This window comes from Kitasatospora sp. NPDC057904, from assembly GCF_042887925.1.
Classification (GTDB): Bacteria; Actinomycetota; Actinomycetes; order Streptomycetales; family Streptomycetaceae; genus Kitasatospora.
In genome coordinates this window covers 168,345-187,209 of the sequence record NZ_JBHVOL010000002.1, presented here as the reverse complement: position 1 = coordinate 187,209, position 18,865 = coordinate 168,345, and the positions used below count along the sequence as shown (strand labels likewise).

The 18,865-nt window shown below is 70.4% G+C and carries 12 protein-coding genes and 2 pseudogenes; 10 read left to right on the top strand and 4 right to left on the bottom strand.

The window, feature by feature from the left end:
- Window positions 1–300: 300 nt before the first annotated feature.
- Together ACFVSN_RS06350 and ACFVSN_RS06345 are read right to left on the bottom strand one after the other, a co-directional pair.
- Window positions 301–576 (bottom strand): annotated as a pseudogene (locus ACFVSN_RS06350) (hypothetical protein); the annotation flags it as partial.
- Window positions 573–698: pseudogene (locus ACFVSN_RS06345) on the bottom strand (phytanoyl-CoA dioxygenase); the annotation flags it as partial. The pseudogenes ACFVSN_RS06350 and ACFVSN_RS06345, both read right to left, overlap by 4 nt.
- Before the next feature lie 383 nt (window positions 699–1,081).
- Here ACFVSN_RS06345 and ACFVSN_RS06340 point away from each other — a divergent pair.
- The 7 genes from ACFVSN_RS06340 to yjfF all read left to right on the top strand — a co-directional run bounded on the left by ACFVSN_RS06340 (window position 1,082) and on the right by yjfF (window position 11,610).
- Window positions 1,082–2,503 (top strand): non-reducing end alpha-L-arabinofuranosidase family hydrolase, encoded by a 1,422-nt coding sequence (locus ACFVSN_RS06340; RefSeq protein ID WP_387591657.1) that lies wholly within the window; start codon window positions 1,082–1,084, stop codon window positions 2,501–2,503.
- Window positions 2,504–3,069: 566 nt separating this feature from the next.
- Window positions 3,070–4,623, top strand: coding sequence for an alpha-L-arabinofuranosidase B (locus tag ACFVSN_RS06335; protein WP_387591660.1), 1,554 nt, complete (start codon window positions 3,070–3,072; stop codon window positions 4,621–4,623).
- Between the two features lie 165 nt (window positions 4,624–4,788).
- Window positions 4,789–6,327, top strand: a complete 1,539-nt coding sequence (locus tag ACFVSN_RS06330; protein WP_387591663.1) for an alpha-L-arabinofuranosidase B — start codon at window positions 4,789–4,791, stop codon at window positions 6,325–6,327.
- Window positions 6,328–6,971: 644 nt separating this feature from the next.
- Window positions 6,972–7,955: an ABC transporter substrate-binding protein gene (locus ACFVSN_RS06325; RefSeq protein WP_363658768.1), complete on the top strand. Its 984-nt coding sequence runs from the start codon at window positions 6,972–6,974 to the stop codon at window positions 7,953–7,955.
- Window positions 7,956–8,033: 78 nt separating this feature from the next.
- Window positions 8,034–9,557 carry a sugar ABC transporter ATP-binding protein gene (locus ACFVSN_RS06320; RefSeq protein ID WP_387591666.1) on the top strand — a complete coding sequence of 508 codons (1,524 nt, stop codon included), beginning with the start codon at window positions 8,034–8,036 and terminating at the stop codon, window positions 9,555–9,557.
- Window positions 9,554–10,642, top strand: a complete 1,089-nt coding sequence (locus ACFVSN_RS06315; RefSeq protein ID WP_387591669.1) for an ABC transporter permease — start codon at window positions 9,554–9,556, stop codon at window positions 10,640–10,642. Before ACFVSN_RS06320 ends, ACFVSN_RS06315 begins: the two co-directional genes overlap by 4 nt.
- Window positions 10,639–11,610: a galactofuranose ABC transporter, permease protein YjfF gene (gene yjfF / locus ACFVSN_RS06310; protein WP_363658757.1), complete on the top strand. Its 972-nt coding sequence runs from the start codon at window positions 10,639–10,641 to the stop codon at window positions 11,608–11,610. The genes ACFVSN_RS06315 and yjfF overlap by 4 nt, the downstream gene beginning before the upstream one ends.
- Before the next feature lie 354 nt (window positions 11,611–11,964).
- Here the strand turns inward: yjfF and ACFVSN_RS06305 are convergent, their stop codons facing one another.
- Window positions 11,965–14,199 carry an alpha-L-fucosidase gene (locus ACFVSN_RS06305; protein ID WP_387591673.1) on the bottom strand — a complete coding sequence of 745 codons (2,235 nt, stop codon included), beginning with the start codon at window positions 14,197–14,199 and terminating at the stop codon, window positions 11,965–11,967.
- A gap of 378 nt (window positions 14,200–14,577) precedes the next feature.
- On the opposite strand from ACFVSN_RS06305, the gene ACFVSN_RS06300 reads away from it, so the two are divergent.
- Complete coding sequence (locus ACFVSN_RS06300) at window positions 14,578–14,997, top strand: RICIN domain-containing protein (RefSeq protein ID WP_387591694.1); 420 nt, start codon at window positions 14,578–14,580, stop codon at window positions 14,995–14,997.
- A gap of 226 nt (window positions 14,998–15,223) precedes the next feature.
- Here the strand turns inward: ACFVSN_RS06300 and xylA are convergent, their stop codons facing one another.
- The gene (xylA, locus tag ACFVSN_RS06295) at window positions 15,224–16,396 is read right to left on the bottom strand and encodes a xylose isomerase (protein ID WP_387591676.1); all 1,173 of its coding nucleotides are present in this window, start codon (window positions 16,394–16,396) and stop codon (window positions 15,224–15,226) included.
- Window positions 16,397–16,491: 95 nt separating this feature from the next.
- Here xylA and xylB point away from each other — a divergent pair, with 95 nt between their 5' ends.
- Together xylB and ACFVSN_RS06285 are read left to right on the top strand one after the other, a co-directional pair.
- Window positions 16,492–17,922 carry a xylulokinase gene (xylB, locus tag ACFVSN_RS06290; RefSeq protein ID WP_387591679.1) on the top strand — a complete coding sequence of 477 codons (1,431 nt, stop codon included), beginning with the start codon at window positions 16,492–16,494 and terminating at the stop codon, window positions 17,920–17,922.
- Window positions 17,923–17,931: 9 nt separating this feature from the next.
- Window positions 17,932–18,865 (top strand): ROK family protein (locus ACFVSN_RS06285; RefSeq protein WP_387953802.1); only part of this gene is annotated, 934 nt, incomplete at its 3' end.

The following is an 18,865-nucleotide window of genomic DNA, read 5'->3' as shown; positions in this document are numbered from 1 at the left end:
CTGCTCGACAGGCGGCACTGTCAGGAGGAACGGGGGGATGCACCCGCTCCACGGAGGCCTGCATCGCATCCCATGTCCGATCGCCGGCCGGTTCACCTACACCGCACATTCTGACAGTTGATGACGAGTCGTCAGGTTGCAGGGATGCCACGTCCGGGGTCTGCTTCTGTTCCGCCGGGGCACACTCGCCACCTGGGGGTGGGGCTCGGCGGAAAGCGGGGGCCGGGGAGCGGGCTGGACGAGGCCGGCACCCGTCACCGTGGCCCCGAAGGGCGTCATCGCCACCCCGGGGCTGCGGGCGTCGGCGATCCGTTCGAAGAAGAACTCGTGCTTGAGGGAGGAGACGTCGTACTCGTGACCCGGGTACGGCGGGATCAGCTGGGCGGCCTGGAACAGCCGCCGGCCCTCCCGGAGCGCCGTCACTCCTGTCTCGTACGGCGGCTCGTCGCTGTCGTCGGTGGTGGGAGAGGTGCGGCCGGTGCCGTCGTACCTCGCCCAGCCGACGACGGAGGAGTCCAGTGCGGAGCTGGACCGGTAGAGCACCAGCATCTGCTGCGGGGCCGAATCGGTCGTCATGGCGTCTTCTCCTTGGGACGGTTGGAGACCCTGGTCACCCGGTGGTCGAGGTCGTAGCTGTCGTCGCCGGTCAGCGCCCGCCACGGCAGGATGCGGTTGGACCGCTCCGGTCGACCGGTCGCGGCACGGGAAGTCGTTGCAGCTGTCTTGACGTGCCGAGGTGGGCGGGTATTGACTCCGCTCACGTTCAAGATCTCATCTGCCTCCCACTGGGAGGGCTCCCTTCGACCCTGCATTGTTAGCGCTAACACCCTTGGCGAGCTGCACGTCGCCCCCGCCGACTCGGTGGACGGCAACGCCTTCGCATACGGCGAGTTGGAGGCGCATCCTCCGCCGACCTTCCCCGCAGAGAGAAGCACCTGTGCAGGGCTTCTGAAGTCCGACAGGCAAAGGTGGGGCTTCCCCGCCGGCCGATCCCGACTCCTGGCGCGCGCCGCCAGGTAGCACACGTGTCAACGACAACCGAACCGTGTGACAGCTCCATCCCCACAGATAGGACATCTCGATGCGCAGACGAAGTTCCAACCGCAGACCTCTGTCCGTGGTGCTCACCGCCGTGGCTGCGGCCGTGGTGGCGTTGGCGTCGATGCTCGTCGCAGGCCAGGCTCAGGCGGCCACCAGCGGCGCATTGCGCGGTGCGGGTTCCGGTCGGTGTCTCGATGTGCCGAACGCGAGCCAGACCGACGGAACGTTCCTTCAGATCTGGGACTGTTCGGGCGGGACCAACCAGCAGTGGACGTTGACGTCCGGCAACCAGCTGACCGTGTACGGCACCAAGTGCCTGGATGTTCCGGGCCACGCCACCGCGGCCGGCACGCGGGTGGAGATCTGGGCCTGTACCGGCGCCGCGAACCAGCAGTGGCGGGTGAATTCCGACGGGACGGTCGTCGGTGTGGAGTCCGGGCTGTGCCTGGACGTGTCGGGCGGTGGTACGGCCAACGGGACGGCGGTGCAACTCTGGAACTGCGGCGGCACCGGCAACCAGCAGTGGACCGGCCTGTCCGGGACGGGCGCCACGTGTGCTCTCCCGTCGACGTACCGGTGGACCTCGACCGGTCCGCTGGCGGAGCCGGTGAACGGGGGAGCCGCGCTGAAGGACTTCACCGACGTGGTCTACAACGGCAAGCACCTGGTCTACGCGACCTACTCCGACGGAACGTCGTGGAAGTCGATGGGATTCGCTCCCTTCACGAACTGGGCGGACATGGCCTCGGCCACCCAGACCGTCATGTCCTCGTCCGCGGTGGCGCCCCAGCTGTTCTACTTCGCGCCCAAGAACACCTGGGTGCTGGCCTCACTGGGGTGGGGGACCGCCTGGCCCTTCACGTACCGCACGTCCAGCGACCCCACCAACCCCAACGGCTGGTCCGCGCCGCAGGCGCTGTTCACCGGCAGTCTCCCCACCGGCGGCCCGATCGACCCGACCCTGATCGCCGACGACCAGAACATGTACCTGTTCTTCGCCGGTGACAACGGCAGCATCTACCGGGCGAGCATGCCGATCGGGAACTTCCCCGGTAGCTTCGGCTCCTCGTACACCACGGTCATGAGCGACACGGTGCAGAACCTGTTCGAGGCGCCCCAGGTCTACAAGGTCCAGGGCCAGAACCAGTACCTCATGATCGTCGAGGCCCGGGACGTGAACGAGCACCGCTACTTCCGCTCGTTCACCGCCACCAGCCTGAACGGTTCCTGGACTCCGCAGGCCGCCACCGCGAGCGACGCCTTCGCGAGCAAGGCCAACAGCGGTGCCAATTGGACCAATGACATCAGCCACGGTGACCTGGTTCGCAACAACCCCGACCAGACCATGACCATCGACCCATGCAACATGCAGTTCCTCTACCAGGGCAGGAACCCCAACTCGGACGGCACGTCCTACATCCAGCTGCCGTACCGGCCGGGCGTGCTCACCCTGCAGCGCTGACCCGCCCGGTCCGTCTGAGAACCGGTACCCGACGCCTGGAGGAACCCCGGCCGCGCGCCGGTCGGGGTTCCTCGTCCTGGATGCAGGCGGTTCCTGTGCAGCCACTCCACGGAGCCGTTCAGCGGGTGGTCACTTGACGAACGCCTCCGGCGGCCCGTGCCCCTGGCGCTGCGGATCGGCGGCCCGGACGGCGCGCTGAACGTCAGCCCGGCCGGCACCGTGGAGGCGGAGCTGCCCTACCCGGCCTGACGGCGGCCCCAGGACGCGGGTCCCCGCACGCCACAGCACGGGCGTGCGGGGACTCCCGCCCCGGACCCGGCCGCCCCGGACCCGCCCGACACCCGCCCGACACCCGGAAGTCGTCGTCGCGGAGGCGATCTCACGATTGTGTGCGTTAACAACCAGCCATCTTGACGGTGTCTCAGCGTCTGGCCATAGTGAGGGGCGGCGCAGCCCGGCCAGGAACTTCCTCGGCGTCCCGGGTGCGCTCTTTTCCGGCCACTGTTGTTAACGCTAACAATATTGGAACGCCTTCTTCCTTCCCCCACCCGCGAAGGAGTTCGTTCATGACCATACGATCGTGGCTGAGCCGCGCCCGCCGGGCGCTGGCGGCGGTCGGAACGACCGCGGTGCTGGCCGCCGGTCTGCTCGCCGGCACGGGCACCGCTGAGGCCGCGGCCGAGGGGCCGTGCGACGTCTACGCCGGCGGCGGAACGCCGTGCGTCGCGGCGCACAGCACCACCCGTGCGCTGTTCGCCTCCTACGGCGGCCCGCTGTACCAGGTGCAGCGGGCCTCGGACGGCACGTTGCACGACGTCGGGGTACTGTCCGCCGGGGGCATCGCCGACGCCGCGGCACAGGACTCCTTCTGCGCGGCCACCACCTGCACCATCACCCGCGTCTACGACCAGACCGGCGGCGGCAACACCCTGGTTTACCAGGGGCCCGGCGGGACCGGCGGCGCCGACACGGCGGCCGTCGCGAACACGGAGCCGCTGAGCGTGGGCGGCCACAAGGCGTACGCGCTCTCCATCGAACCCGGCAACAGCTACTTCGCCCACAACTCCGCCGGGGGCGTGCCGACCGGCAGCTCGTCCGAAGGCGAGTACATGGTCACCAGCGGCACCCACGTCAACAACGGCTGCTGCTTCGACTACGGCAACACTGAGATCGACCACAAGGCCGACGGCAACGGCGCCATGGACGCGATCAGCTTCGGCACGGAATGCTGGTTCGGCGGCTGCAGCGGAACCGGCCCGTGGGTGCAGGCGGATCTGGAGAACGGCCTGTTCTCCGGTGGCGGCAAGGCGTGGAACCCCCGCCAGGTCCCGCAGACCAGCCGCTTCGTCACCGCGATGCTCAAGAACGACGGCACCAGCCAGATGGCACTCAAGGGCGCCAACGCCGAGTCCGGGAGCCTGACCGAGCTCTACAGCGGTTCGCTGCCCAGCGGATGGAGCCCGATGCGCAAGCAGGGTGCCGTCATCCTCGGCAGCGGCGGCGACTGCTGCCAGACCAACCGCAACGCGAGCGCGGGCACCTTCTACGAGGGGGCGATGGTCAAGGGCTACCCCTCCGACGCCACCGACGCCGCGGTCCAGGCCAACATCGCCGCGGCCGGCTACCGCACCGACGTCACCGCCCCCTTCACACCGGGCGCGAAGGTGTCGCTGCGGGCCACCACCTCCTGCTGCACCGACGACTACCTGCAGCACGACACGAGCGACGACAGGGTCGTGATCGCGCCGGTGACCTCCGGCAGTTCCGCCATCGACAAGGGCGGCGCCACCTGGATCGTCCGGGCCGGCCTGGCCGGCAGTGGCTGCGTCTCCTTCGAGTCGGCCGACATGCCCGGCAGGTACCTCAGGCACTACGCGTTCCAGCTCCTTCTCCAGCCCAACGCGGGCACCAGCCAGTTCGCCGCCGACGCCACCTTCTGCGCGCAGCCCGGGAACAGCGGCACCGGCTACTCCCTGAAGTCCCTCAACTTCCCGGAGAGGTACGTCCGCCACTACCGCTTCGCCGGCTACGTCGCGAGCGACGGCGGCACCGACGCCTGGGACAGCCCTTCGTCGTGGGCCCAGGACACCAGCTGGCTCGTCGCCGTCCCCTGGAGCTGACCAGCAGCCCCCGTGCAGGGGGTCCGGTGCCCACGAGGGCAGGAAGCCGCACCGGACCCGCAGGCGCCAGCGCAACCCGTGCCGTCCGCACAGCCGGACACCGGGAGGTTCGTCGGCGCCCCCCACCCCCACCCAGTGAAGGAACTCCTCATGATCAAACCGTGGATGAACCGCCTCCGACACGCGTTCCTCGCGGCCGGTACCACCGCTGCGCTCGCCGCCGGCCTGCTCACCGCCACGGCCGGCACCTCACAGGCCGCCACCCAGGGACCGTGCGACATCTACGCCGCGGGCAACACCCCGTGCGTTGCCGCGCACAGCACCACCCGGGCCCTGTACGGGGCGTACAACGGCCCGCTGTACCAGGTCAGGCGCGCCTCCGACAACGCGACCAAGGACATCGGCCTGCTGGGCGCCGGCGGATACGCCGACGCCGCCGCGCAGGACTCCTTCTGCGCCGGCACCAGCTGCGTCATCACCGTCCTCTACGACCAGTCCGGCAAGGGCAACCACCTCACCCAGGCGCCTGCCGGCGGGGCGGCCGGCGGGCCGGACAACCTCGCCAACGCCTTCGAAGCGCCGGTCACCGTCGGCGGACACAAGGCGTACGGCGTCTACGTCGCCCCCGGGACCGGGTACCGCAACAACAACACCAACGGCATCGCCACCGGCGACCAGGCCGAGGGCATGTACGCCGTCTTCGACGGCACGCACTTCAACGGCGGCTGCTGCTTCGACTACGGCAACGCCGAGACCAACAACCTGGACACCGGCAACGGCCACATGGAGGCCCTCTACTTCGGCAACAACAAGAGCTGGGGCTCGGGCAGCGGCAACGGCCCCTGGGTCATGGCCGACCTGGAGAACGGCCTGTTCTCCGGGGTCAACCGAGGATTCAACGCCAATGACCCCAGCGTCAGCAACCGATTCCTGACCGCCATGCTCAAGGGCGGCCCGAACCAGTGGGCCCTCCACGGCGGCGACGCGCAGTCGGGCGGTCTGTCCACCTTCTACAACGGCGCACGCCCCAACGCCACCGGTTACGACCCGATGCACAAGGAAGGCGCGATCATCCTCGGCATCGGCGGTGACAACAGCAAGTGGGCCCAAGGCACCTTCTACGAAGGGGTCATGACCCAGGGCTACCCGTCGGACGCCACCGAGAACGCGGTCCAGGCCAACATCACCGCCGTGGGCTACAACAGCGGTTCGACCAGCACCGGCACGCTGACCCCCGGTTCCCGGATCTCCCTGCGGGCCACCACCGCGCCCTGCTGCACCTCCCACTACCTCCGCCACAACGACACCGACTCCAAGGTCGTCATCTCCGACACCAGCTCCGCCGGCTCGGCCACCGACAAGGCCGACGCCACTTGGATCGTCCGCGCCGGACTGGCCAACAGCTCCTGCCTGTCCTTCGAGTCCGCCAACAACCCCGGGCAGTTCCTGCACCACTACAACTACGAGCTCTACCTGGACTTCGACAGCGGCGCAGGCTCCTTCGCGCAGGACGCCACCTTCTGCGCCACCAGCGGCAACAGCGGGGTCGGCACCTCCTTCCAGTCCGTCAACTTCCCGACGAAGTACCTCCGCCACTACAACTACACGGTCTACATTGCCGACAACGGAGGCTCCAACAGCTGGGACAGCTCCGCCAGTTGGGCTGACGACACCAGCTGGCTGGTGGCCCAGCCCTGGGGCTGAGCCGCCGGGGCGCCGGCGGTCGTGCGCAGCGCGATGCTGCGGGCGGGCCATGGTGCCGATGGTCCTGACGGGTGCCGAGCTCAGGGGCGAGACCGCCCCTGAGCTCGGCGCAGCCATTGCGGCCGGGGCCTGCGCGCCCGGCCACGGTCGGCGGAGCCGCCGAGAAGCCGCCCGCCCGGGCCGGCGCGAGCCTGCCGCGCCGACCGCCTCAACTGCCCCGGAGCGGCACGGGCGGCGGTTCGGCGGCATGGCGGCGGCCGGCCGTCGACCGCAGTGCGGCAGGTGTTGTGACTGGTCGACGGCGAGCCGGCGCCGACGCCATCGAGTGCGGCGAGCCTCCGATCGTGCACCGCCGATCTGGTGTGACCTGCCCCGATCGGGCCCGAGGCGTGTTCCGTGATTCCGGTCCTCCACGGCAGGGAGCGTGCTCCTCCGGTCGTCAACTGGCCGTCATGGATATGGGGTTGAGGGTGCCTCCGATTGCCGGTGGCGTCCTGGTCAAGATTGGGTAACGCGGCGCGGAGGCCTTGCTGGGGCCAATTGTTAGCGTTAACAATCGGTTCCGAGCGAAACGGCGACGATACCTTGCGTTCACGCAGTCGGTGCCGTTCGCGCGATCGATGATCCCGAGAGGAAGTCCCACCATGTCCAAGAGAGCTGCGGCGGCCCTGGTCGCCGGTGCGATGGTCACCGTCCTCACCGCGTGCGGTTCCGGCGGAGGCGGGGGCTCGGCCGACAAGGGGGCCGGCCACAAGCTCGTGGTGGGCTTCTCGCAGGTCGGCGCGGAGAGCGGTTGGCGCACCGCGAACACCAAGTCGATCCAGGAGTCCGCGAAGAAGGCGGGCATCGAGCTCAAGTTCTCCGACGCGCAGCAGAAGCAGGAGAACCAGATCAAGGCGATCCGCTCGTTCATCCAGCAGAAGGTGGACGTGATCGCCTTCTCGCCGGTGGTGGAGTCGGGTTGGGACACCGTGCTGAAGGAGGCGAAGGACGCCAAGATCCCGGTCATCCTGACCGACCGCGCGGTGGACTCCAAGGACGAGTCGCTCTACGTCTCCTTCCTGGGCTCGGACTTCGTCGAGGAGGGCAAGAAGGCCGGCGACTGGCTGGTGAAGGAGTACCAGGGCAAGTCCGACGAGGTGAACATCGTCCAGCTGGAGGGCACCACCGGTTCGGCGCCGGCCAACGACCGCAAGTCCGGCTTCGCGGACGCCACCAAGGGTGAGCCCAAGTTCAAGGTGGTCGCCTCGCAGACCGGCGACTTCACCCGCGCGAAGGGCAAGGAGGTCATGCAGGCCTTCCTGAAGTCCCAGTCGAAGATCGACGTGCTGTACGCGCACAACGACGACATGGCGCTCGGCGCGATCCAGGCGATCGAGGAGGCCGGCAAGAAGCCGGGCACCGATATCAAGATCGTCTCTGTGGACGGCGTCAAGGACGCCTTCACCGCGATGAGCCAGGGGAAGATCAACTACGACGTCGAGTGCAACCCGCTGCTCGGCGACCAGCTGATGGACCTGGTGAAGAAGGTCAAGGCGGGTGAGCAGGTGCCGCGGCGGATCAAGACCGAGGAGGGCACCTTCACTCCCGAGCAGGCCACCGCGGCCCTGCCCAACCGCCAGTACTGACCGGCCTGGCCGGCCCGGGGAGCGATCGGCCGGATCGCTCCCCGGTGAGCCGGATCGCACGACGAGAGGAGAACCGGGGTGCGTCAGCAACCGGTCCTGGAAGTCCGGGGTATCCGCAAGGAGTTCCCCGGGGTGGTGGCGCTGGACGGGGTCGACTTCCGGCTCTTCCCCGGCGAGGTGCACGCGCTGATGGGGGAGAACGGCGCCGGCAAGTCCACGCTGATCAAGGTGCTCACCGGCGTCCACCAGTCGGACGGCGGCGAGGTGGTGCTGGCCGGCGATCGGGTGCGGATCGACGGGCCGTTGCAGGCCCAGCAGGCCGGGATCAGCACGGTCTACCAGGAGGTGAACCTCTGCCCGAACCTGTCGGTCGCGGAGAACATCTTCATCGGGCGCGAACCCCGCCGGTTCGGCCTGATCGGCTGGGCGGCGATGCGCCGCCGGGCCGCCGAGCTGGTCCGCGAGCTGGACCTGGACGTCGACGTCAGCGCGCCGCTGAACAGCTACTCCATCGCCGTCCAGCAGCTGGTGGCGATCGTCCGTGCGGTCGACGTCTCCGCCAAGGTGCTGATCCTGGACGAGCCCACCTCCAGCCTGGACCGCGACGAGGTGCGCCAACTCTTCGCCGTCATGCGGCGCTTGCGCGACCAGGGCGTGGCGATCCTGTTCGTCTCGCACTTCCTCGACCAGATCTACGAGATCTGCGACCGGATGACGGTGCTGCGCAACGGCCGACTGGAGGGCGAGTACCTGACCGGGGAGCTGAACCAGGTCGAACTCGTCTCCCGGATGATCGGCACCGAGCTCGCCGGACTCGACCAGCTCGGCGGCGGAAAGCGGCGCGAACGCACCGCACCGGCCGACGGAACGGCGTTCCTGCAGGCCGACGGGATGACCCGGCGCAGCGCGGTCGAGCCGTACGACCTGGCCATCAGGCCCGGCGAAGTGATCGGACTGGCCGGGCTGTTGGGCTCCGGGCGGACCGAGGCCGCCCGGCTGCTGTTCGGCGCCGACCAGAGCGACGGAGGCACGCTGCGGATCGAGGGCGTCGAGACCGCGCTGCGCAGCCCGCGCGACGCGATCGCCCACGGCATCGCGTTCTGCTCCGAGAACCGCAAGACCGAGGGCCTGGTCGGCGAACTGACCGTCCGGGAGAACATCGTCCTGGCTCTGCAGGCGTCCCGCGGCTGGACGCGCCCGCTGTCGCGCACCGCGCAGGACGCGTACGCGCTGCGCTGGATACGCGCCCTGGACATCCGCCCCGGCGACCCCGAGGCGCTGGTGCGCAACCTCAGCGGCGGCAACCAGCAGAAGGTGCTGCTCGCCCGCTGGCTGCTCACCGACCCCAAGCTGCTGATCCTGGACGAACCCACCCGGGGCATCGACATCGGGGCGAAGGCCGAGATCCAGAAGCTGGTGGCGAACCTCGCCGAGGACGGCATGGCGGTGCTGTTCATCTCCGCCGAGCTGGAGGAGGTGCTGCGGCTCAGTCACCGGGTCGGCGTACTGCGCGACCACCGGATGGTCGCCCAGCTCGACAACGACGTCGAGCTCACCCCGGAGCGTGTCCTGGCCACCATCGCGAGCGGAGCGGAAGAATGACCACGGCACTGACCACCGCGCGGGCGAGGGCGGTGACGCGGTCCCGGCTGTTCTGGCCGGCCGTGGTGCTGGCCGTGCTGCTGCTCGGCAACCTCGCCTTCACCCCGGACTTCTTCGCCGTCCACGTCCAGGGCGGCCACCTGTACGGCAGTACGGTCGACATCCTGCATTTCGGCGCCCCGCTGATCCTGGTCTCCCTGGGCATGACCCTGGTGATCGCCACCGGCGGCATCGACCTGTCGGTCGGCTCCACCGTCGCCATCGCCGGTGCGCTGGCCTGCCAGCACATCAGCGAGGCCGCCGACCCGGCGAGCCTCGGCACGGTGTTCGGGGCGACGGGCATCGCGCTCGGCACGGCGGTGCTGCTGGGCGTCGCGAACGGGGTGCTGGTGGCCAAGGTCGGCGTCCAGCCGATCATCGCCACGCTGATCCTGATGGTCGCCGGACGCGGCTTGGCCCAGCTGATCACCGACGGCCAGATCATCACCGTCACCAGCGAGCCGTACAAGCTGATCGGCGGCGGCTACTGGCTGACCATGCCGTTCGCGATCCTGCTCAGCGCGCTGGTGGTGCTGGCCACCGTGCTGCTGACCCGCTTGACCGCGCTCGGGCTGCTGCTGGAGTCCGTCGGCGGCAACCCGGTGGCCAGCCGGCTGGTCGGCATCCGGGCGATGCGGCTGGTGGCCCTGGTCTACGTGTTCAGCGCGCTGTGCGCGGCGCTGGCGGGCCTGATGGTGTCCTCCAACGTCTCGGCCGCCGACGGCAACAACGCCGGACTCTGGATCGAACTGGACGCCATCCTCGCGGTGGTGCTCGGCGGGACCTCGCTGAACGGCGGCCGGTTCTCGATCGGCGGCACCGTCCTGGGCGCGCTCATCATCCAGACCCTCTCCACCACCGTCTACACCATCGGCATCCCGCCGGAGACCACCCTGGTGTTCAAGGCGTTCGTGGTGATCGCGGTCTGCCTGATCCAGTCGCCCGTCTTCCGCGCCAAGCTCGCTGCCCGCGGCGCCCGGGCCCGGCGCACCGCCGCCGTCCGGCCGCACGCTGTGGCCCCCATCAACCGGGAGGTCGGCGAATGAACGCCAACGCCCTGCTGACCCGCCTGCGCGGGCAGATCCCGCTGCTGGTCACCGCGGTCCTGCTGGTGTCGATGTTCAGCGTCGGCTCGGTGCAGTACGACGGCTTCTTCTCCGGCCAGGTCGTGCTCAACCTGCTGATCGACAACGCCTTCCTGCTCGTCGTCGCGGTCGGCATGACCTTCGTCGTGCTGACCGGAGGCATCGACCTGTCGGTCGGCGCGGTGGTGGCGCTGTCCACCATGGTCTCCGCCTGGCTGGTCCAGTTGCACGGCTGGCCGCCGCTGCTGGTGATCCCGCTGGTCCTGCTGATGGGCACCGCGGGCGGCTGGCTGATGGGCTGGGTCATCCACGTCTTCGAGATCCAGCCGTTCATCGTCACCCTGGCCGGCATGTTCCTGGCCCGCGGCCTGTGCTACACGATCAGCGTCGAGTCGATCTCCATCACCGACCCGCAGTACACCGCCATGGCGCAGACCCGGATTCCGCTCGGCAGCCTGTTCGTCTCACCGAGCGCGGTCATCGCGCTGCTGGTGCTGGCGGTCGGGTTCGTCGTGCTGCACTACACCCGGTTCGGCCGCAACGTGTACGCGCTCGGCGGCAGCGAGCAGTCCGCGCTGCTCATGGGCCTGCCGGTGCAGCGCACCAAGACCACCGTCTACGCGATCAGCGGCTTCTGCTCCGCGCTCGGCGGGGTACTGCTCACCTTCTACATGCTGTCCGGCTACGGCCTGCACGCGGTGGGCCTCGAACTCGACGCGATCGCCGCGGTCGTCATCGGCGGCACCCTGCTCACCGGAGGCTCCGGCTACTTGCTGGGCACCCTGCTGGGCGTGCTGGTGCTCGGCCTGATCCAGACCGTGATCAGCTTCCAGGGCACCCTCAGCTCCTGGTGGACCCGCATCGTCATCGGCGCCCTGCTGTTCGTCTTCATCGTCCTGCAGCGTTTGATCACCGCCCGCCGGCGGTAGCACACCGCGTCGCCCCGGCACGGCCCGGACAGGCCCTGCCGGGGCGTCCAGGTGGTGGCACGACCCGGCTCGGGCAGGGCTACGGTCAGCGGGTGTCGAGGAGGTGCTCCAGGGCGAGCCGGTCCAGCTGCTCGACCGCTGACGACGGTCCGCCGGATCATGGCGGACCCGGCCCTGCTGCCTGTCGGCTGACGGCCCCGGGCCGTTCGTCGGGCTGCCCTTCGTCGGACTCCCGGCTGCGGGAGCCCGACGAAGGGTCCTGGCGCGCTGGCCACGCGGACAGGCCTGCGGAGCGGACTCGTCGACGGCGTTGTAGCGGTTGGGCAGCGCGTCGTGAACCGCCCGTTCGACGGCCTACTGTGCGATGACGGACCACTGCAGGTTGGAGCTGCCGTTCCAGCCCCACTGCTTGGTGACGGAGCCGGCGGCGACCTGGCCGCCGCCGTCCAGGACCAGGCCCGTGGTGCGGTTGGCGATGCTGTACAGGCCGTTGCCCCGATCGGTGATCTGCCACTGCTGGTTGGTGCCGCCGTTCCAGGGAGCCTGCTGCGCGGGTGCCCCGTTGGAGGTGGCGCCCCAGCCGTCGGCGACCATCCCGTTGGTGCGGTTGACCAGCTTGTAGTAGCCGTTGCCGAGCTCGACCGCCTGCCACTGGAGATTGGGGCTGCCGTTCCAGGTCCACTGCTTGAGGTTGCTGCCCGAGGCGACGTTGCCGCCGCTGTCCAGGGCCAGGCCGTCGGTGACGTTGCCGATCCGGAAGTAGGCCGCCGGGTTGAAGATCACCTTCAGCGAGGTGACGGCGTCGTTGTTGCCGGTGCTGCGCAGGTCGGGGTTGTCCGCGCCGAAGGTCCACGCCGTCCCGGTGAAGTTGTCGCCGGAGTAGCCGATCACCTGGTAGCCGGCCGGAACCCGCAGGGACGAGATGGTCTGCGCCGCCAGCCCCGCGCTCTGCAACTGGGCGGCCGTGTAGCCGCCCAGCACCAGCGCGGCCGCCGTGCCCGCGTACGAGATGTCGCTGTACGCGGTGGCCACGCCGGTGCCCCCGGGCTGGAGGACGGGGATCTGACCGGAGAAGGTGAACTTCAGGACGTAGGCGAGGGCGTTGAACGGGGCCGAGGACGACGGCAGCGTGATGTGCAGGCCGTCGCTCGCCTGGGTCGGGGTGGGCAGGCTGGTGTACGTGCCTGCGGTCGCACTGAGCAGTTGGACCGAGGTCAGGGAGCTGAGGTCGATGCGGTCGCTCGCCAGGGTGCTGATGGTCGTGGAACTCCCGGGCCAGCCGAGGACCGTGGCGTACAGGACGGTGCCGTCCTTGCTGCGGGTGAACCGGAAGTCCTTGTTCGTGCCTGCCACGGGGGTGGTGAAGGAGCCGCCGCCCATCTTGGTCGGCCCCTCCCCGTAGACCGTCCACGCCCGGGTGGCGTACACGGACTCGCCGAACCGGTGGAGGTGGTCGCCGATGCCCAGAAGGACGTCCTTCTGGCCCTGGGGAATCGTCCCGTCCGCCATGGGGGCGATGTTGAGCAGCATGTTGCCGTTCTTGCTGACCCGGTCGATCAGCGCGTGCAGCATCTGCTGGGTGGAGTAGTAGCCGATGCCGACGGTGTAGCACCAGCTGGAGCTGCTGATGCTGTCGTCGGTCAGCCAGTACGGGTTGGCGATGTCGCCCGGGCCGCCGCGTTCGTAGTCGAAGACCTCGCCGAGGTTGTCGTAACCGTCCTTGTAGGTGGCCACGACCTCCCGACCCCAGCCCAGGGCCTGGTTGTAGTAGTACGAGAGGAAGTTCAGGCGTTGTGTCTCGTCGACCTTGGAGAGGTCGAAGTCCTCCCACAGGATGTCCGGTTGGGCCAGGTCGATGACCTCCTTGAGCTTGTCGTACCAGAGCTGGTTCTCCGCCGTGGTGCCCAGCTGGCCGAAGAGCTTCTGCAGGCTCGCGGTCGGCTGCGCCGGTGCGTGGTCGTAGTAGCCGTTGAAGTTGTAGGCGTGGTGCATGGCCACCAGCAGCTTCAGTCCCTTGCCCCGGATCGAGTCGCGGAAGATCTGCAGGAGGTTCAGCTTCGGTCCTCGCTGCACCGAGTTCCACTCGTTGACCGTGCTGTTCCACATCGAGAAGCCGTCGTGGTGCTCCGCCACCGGCCCGGCGAACCGGGCGCCGGCGTCCACGAAGAGCTGGGCCCAGGCGTCCGGGTCGAAGTTCCCGCCCTGGGAGGCCAACTTGGGCGCGAACTGCACCCAGTTGCCAGCCTTGTCGCGGGCCCCGTCGAGGAAGTTGTTGTAGGGCCAGACCGACGGGTCCCCGTAGGTGGCGATGTGATGGTTGTTCACATCGCTCCCGCCGATGTACATGTTCCGCGGGTACCACTCGCTGCCGTACGCCGGGACACTGAAGGCACCCCAATGGAAGTAGATCCCGAACTTGGCGTCCTGGAACCACTGCGGCGCCGGCGGGTGCTGATCCACCGAGGCCCAGGTGGGCGAGTAGGACGACGGAGCCGCGACCGCCCTCGTCGTACCGAGCGTCAGATTCGCCGTCGCGGCGGCAACGATGCCGGCGGCACTCGACAGGAAGACACGTCTGTTGATCGCCATGGCTGGATCCTTCGTCGTTGGGTGGAGGATGTTCCGGGCCGCGACACCGAAGCTGGGGCAGCGCATGCCGTGCGGCTCGACACGGCCTGCCGCGTGCAAGGCGTAGAAATGTGAGCGATAACAGAAGCGGCCCAGCCGATTCTGGCAGCCTCGTGACGACTGTCAAGGCATCGGACGGGGCGAGCTGCTCGCCCGGCGACACATGGGATGTCTCTGCGGGTGCTTGACAGTGCCACTGGCCTGGCCTTTTGGCTGGCTCAAGCAATATGGGCGCGCAATCTGACGATCTGTCACCTCCGTGCTTCGTTGGATGAACACTCGGCATACATAGGATGTTTGGCGGCCAGGGAGACGTGATATCTCTACGACGGTCAGTGCCTGGACGACACCAACCTCAGCACCGCCGGCGCTACGCAGTACCAGCAGTACAACGGCGAGGGCGGCTACCAGCAGATGCTCGATCTCAAGCCAGTCGCCGGTCGGGCGAACACCTACACCGTGGTCGACGAGTACAGCGGCAAGGGCCTGGACGTCTCGGGTGCCTCCGCGGCCGACGGAGCCGCCGTCATCCGATGGACCTGCGGCGGCGGGACGAACCAGATGTTCACGCTGCAGCCGGTCACCGCGCTGGGCAGCGGCCAGGACTACCAGCTCGTCGCGGTGGGCAGCGGCAAGTGCGTCGACGTCAGCGGGGTGTCGACCGCACCGGGAGCCCCCGTCCACCAGTGGACCTGCGACCCCGCGAGCGTGCTGAGTACCAAGAAGAACCAGATCTGGCACCTGCCGGGCACGGCATGACCGCCCGCGCCTGACCATTCGGGCACCGTGAGGACCCCCCGGCCGGGGGGTCCTCACGGGTCGGCGGGTCGGCGCCGACCCGGGCGGTAGATGCGCCCCCTACAGCTGGTAGGGGTCCCGGCAGTGGTTGGGCGAGTACCAGGCCACGCCGGTGAGGCGCTCGCTCGACCACGACGGAGCAAGCCGGGTCGGCAGCCCGCACGGCCCGGCTCGGTCGTGGCCCTGGTCAGCGGGCGCCGAGGAGGTGTTCGTAGGCCAGCTGGTCCAGCTGCTCGAACGCCATGCCGCGCCGGGCGGCGGTGTCGACGTCGAAGTCCTCGAAGGCGGAGCGGTCCGCGAGGAGCCCGGTGAGGCCGTCCTGGGCCGTGGGGAGGGCGAGTTCGGGCAGGCGCGAGGCGGTGAGCGCGGCCTGGACCTCCGGGTCGGCGCGGAAGGCGCGGGAACGCTCGGCCAGCAGCAGGTAGTTGCGCATGCAGGCGGCCGCCGAGGCCCACACGCCGTCGAAGTCCTCGGTGCGCGGCGGCTTGAAGTCGAAGTGCCTGGGGCCGTCGTAGCCCGCCGACTCCAGCAGGTCGACCAGCCAGAAGGCCTGCCGCAGGTCGCCGGCGCCGAAGCGCAGGTCCTGGTCGTACTTGATGCCGGACTGGCCGTTGAGGTCGATGTGGAACAGCTTGCCGTGCCACAGGGCCTGGGCGATGCCGTGCGGGAAGTTGAGGCCGGCCATCTGCTCGTGGCCGACCTCCGGGTTGAGGCCGACCCGCTCGGGGCGCTCCAGCTCGTTGATGAACGCCAGCGCGTGGCCGACGGTGGGCAGCAGGATGTCGCCGCGCGGCTCGTTGGGCTTGGGCTCGATCGCGAAGCGCAGGTCGTAGCCCTGCTGCTCGACGTACTCGCCGAGGAGGTCGAAGGCCTCCTTCAGCCGGTCGAGGGCCGTGCGCACGTCCTTGGCCGCCCCCGACTCGGCGCCCTCGCGGCCGCCCCAGGCGACGTAGACCGAGGCGCCGAGCTCCGCCGCCAGGTCGATGTTGCGGATCGTCTTGCGCAGCGCGTAGCGCCGCACGTCACGGTCGTTGGCGGTGAACGCGCCGTCCTTGAAGACGGGGTGGGTGAAGAGGTTGGTGGTGGCCATCGGCACCTTCAGCCCGGCCGTGTCCAAGGCGGCGCGGAAGCGCTTGACCACCTGCTCGCGCTCGGCGTCGCCGGTGCCGAAGGGGATCAGGTCGTCGTCGTGGAACGTGACGCCGTGGGCGCCGAGCCCGGCGAGCCGCTGTACGGTCTCGACCGGGTCGAGGGCGGGCCGGGTCGCGTCGCCGAAGGGGTCGCGCCCCTGCCAGCCGACGGTCCACAGGCCGAAGGTGAACTTGTGCGCGGGGGTGGGGACGAGCGGGTCGCTGGACATGGAGCGGCTCCGAATCGCGTGCGGAGGGTGTTTGTCAGGGCTCTCAACAAATTAGTATGCCGGAACGTCAAAAGGAACCCACACCGGAGGAACGCATGGCTGAGCAGCGTGTCGTGATCGGCGTCGACAGCTCGACCCAGTCCACCAAGGCCCTGGCCGTCGACATCGACACCGGCGCCGTGGTGGGCGAGGGCCGAGCCCAGCACACCGTCAGCACGGGGGCCGGCAGGGAGAGCGACCCCGAGCAGTGGTGGTCGGCGCTCGGCGAGGCCGCGGCGCGTACGGGCTGGGCGGACCGCGCGGCGGCGGTCTCCGTCGCCGGCCAGCAGCACGGCCTCGTCACCCTCGACGCGGCCGGCCGGCCGGTCCGCCCGGCGCTGCTCTGGAACGACGTCCGGTCCGCGCCGCAGGCCGCCGACCTGCGCGACGCGCTCGGCGCGGTGGAGATCGCCCGCCGCACCGGCAGCGTCCCGACGGCCGCCTTCACCGCCCCCAAGTGGGCCTGGCTGCGCGCCCACGAGCCCGCCGCGGCCGACCGCGTCGCCGCCGTCCGCCTGCCCCACGACTTCCTGACGGAACGGCTGACCGGCGAGGCCGTCACCGACCGCGGCGACGCGTCGGGCACCGGCTGGTGGGGCCCGGACGGGTACGACCGGGACGTCCTCGCCTGCATCGGCCTCGATCCCGCGCTCCTGCCCGAGGTCCTCCCGGCCGGTGTGCGGGCCGGCGTCGTCCGTCCCGGTCTGCCGCTGCGCGAGGGGGCACTGGTGGCCACCGGCACCGGCGACAACATGGCGGCGGCCCTCGGGCTCGGCCTGCGCCCCGGGCAGCCGGTGCTCAGCCTGGGCACCTCCGGCACCGTCTACGCCGTCGGCCGGACGCGGCCGGCCGATCCGAGCGGCACCGTCGCGGGCTTCGCCGACGCCCTCGGCGGCTGGCTGCCGCTGGCCTGCACGCTCAACTGCACCCTGGCCGTCGACCGCTTCGCCGCCCTGCTCGGACGCGGCCGCGAGGAGGTCGAGGACGGCGGCACCGCGGTCGTCCTGCCCTACCTGGACGGCGAGCGCACGCCCGACCTCCCAGGCGCGTCCGGCCTGATCCACGGACTCCGCCACGACACCACCCGCGGGCAGCTGCTCCAGGCCGCCTACGACGGCGCCGCCCACGCCCTGCTCGCGGCCCTGGACGGCGTCCTGCGCGCCGGGGGCGAGGACCCCGACGGCGACGAACCGCTGCTGCTCATCGGCGGCGGCGCCCGCGGCACGGCGTGGCAGCGGACCGTCCTGCGGCTCTCGGGCCGGGCGGTCCAGGTGCCCGCCGCGCAGGAACTGGTGGCGATCGGCGCCGCCGCCCAGGCCGCCGCGCTGCTCACCGGCGAGCGCGCCGACGCCGTGGCACGCCGCTGGCGGACGGCCGAGGGACCGGTCCTGGAGGCCGTGAAGAAGGACGAGGACGCGCTGATGCGGATCGGGGATACCCTGCGTCGGGCCGGGGCCTTGCAGGGTGCTCCGGCCGAGGACCGGTAGGAGGGGCGCGTGACGGTGGTGGTCAGGGCGGGCAAGGGACCGGAGAGCGGACCTGCGTCGCAGCAGGACATGCGACGCCAGAACCTCTCACTGGTCCTCGGCGCGGTCGCCGGGCACAGCCCGCTCTCGCGCGCGGACGTCGCCGGGCGCATCGGCCTGACCAGGGCGGCCGTCTCCTCCCTGGTGGACGAGCTGATCGGCCGCGGAGCCCTGACCGAGGCGGCGGCCACGGCCAGTGGCCGGGTCGGCCGCCCCGGACGGGCGCTGGCCGTGAACGACCAGGGCCCGGCGGGTCTGGGGCTGGAGATCGGCATCACCCACCTCGGTGCTTGCGTGGTGGACCTGCGCGGCGAGCCACGGGTGTGGCGCCGGGTCGAACGGGAGAACGCGGGCCGGCCGGCCGGGGAGGTGCTGGCGGAGGCCGCCGCGCTGGCGGCCGAGGCGCAGGCGGAGGCCGCCGACCTCGGCCTGAGCGTCGAGGGCCGCGTCCTGGCCGTCCCCGGGGTGGTGCCGAACGAACCGGCCGGGCTGGTCGAGCGCGCGCCCAACCTCGGCTGGCGCGGCGTCTCCCTCGCCGACCACTGGCCCGACCCGGACACCGTGCCAGAGCCCGAGAACGAGGCCAACCTCGGTGCGCTGGCCGAGTACTGGAGCGCCGGGCAGGCCGCGGAGACCTTCGTCCACGTCTCCGCCGAGGCCGGGATCGGCGCCGCCCTGGTCATCGACGGACGGCTGTTCCGGGGCGCCCGCGGCTTCGCCGGCGAACTCGGCCACATCCCCGTCCAGCCGGACGGCGCCGGATGCGCCTGCGGTGCCCGCGGCTGCCTGGAGCAGTACGCGGGCGACGCGGCGGTGGGGGGGGGGGGCGGGCCGCCGGCGCGCCGCCCGGGCGGCCCCGGGGCGCGGGGCGGCGCGCCGGCGGCCGCCGGGCGCCGGCCCACCC